2 protein-coding genes are annotated in these 387 nt (G+C 67.7%); both read right to left on the bottom strand.

Features of this window, described 5'->3' with window-relative positions:
* Positions 1 to 192 (bottom strand): hypothetical protein (locus GCN75_RS28895; protein WP_226941633.1); only part of this gene is annotated, 192 nt, incomplete at its 3' end.
* On the bottom strand, positions 176 to 387 hold a 212-nt coding region (locus tag GCN75_RS29460), incomplete at its 5' end, for a hypothetical protein (protein ID WP_226941632.1). The genes GCN75_RS29460 and GCN75_RS28895, both read right to left, overlap by 17 nt.

Raw genomic sequence — 387 nt, 5'->3', positions numbered from 1 at the left:
GGCGATATGAACGACGCGTTTGAAGTGCTGCCCTTCGCCGGGCCGCCAGCGCTCGCCCTCCCATTCGGCTTCGGCCTCGTCCTCGCCTTGCCATTCCTGCGACCACTCTTGCGACCATTCCCCCAGCCATTCCTGCTCCCCGGCCGCTGCCGGCTGCCCCGCAAAGGGCAGCACTTCAAACGCGTCGTTCATATCGCCTCCTGATGTGATGTTCAAGCAAGTCCATCGCCTGTTGCAGTTGCCCCGGTGTCTGGTCGGCCCGCAGCAGGAAAGTCAGCGCGCCGGCGCCGCCGCCCGCTTGCGCCAGCGCCAGCACGCCCGCTGCGCGCAAGGCCGGTTGCAAATGGGCGCGGCCGGGCAGGCGCTGCACGCAGTTTTCGTGCGTAG

Source organism: Janthinobacterium violaceinigrum (genome assembly GCF_009208555.1).
GTDB classification, from domain to species: domain Bacteria; phylum Pseudomonadota; class Gammaproteobacteria; order Burkholderiales; family Burkholderiaceae_D; genus Janthinobacterium; species Janthinobacterium violaceinigrum.
This window is presented reverse-complemented; position numbering and strand designations above follow the sequence as displayed.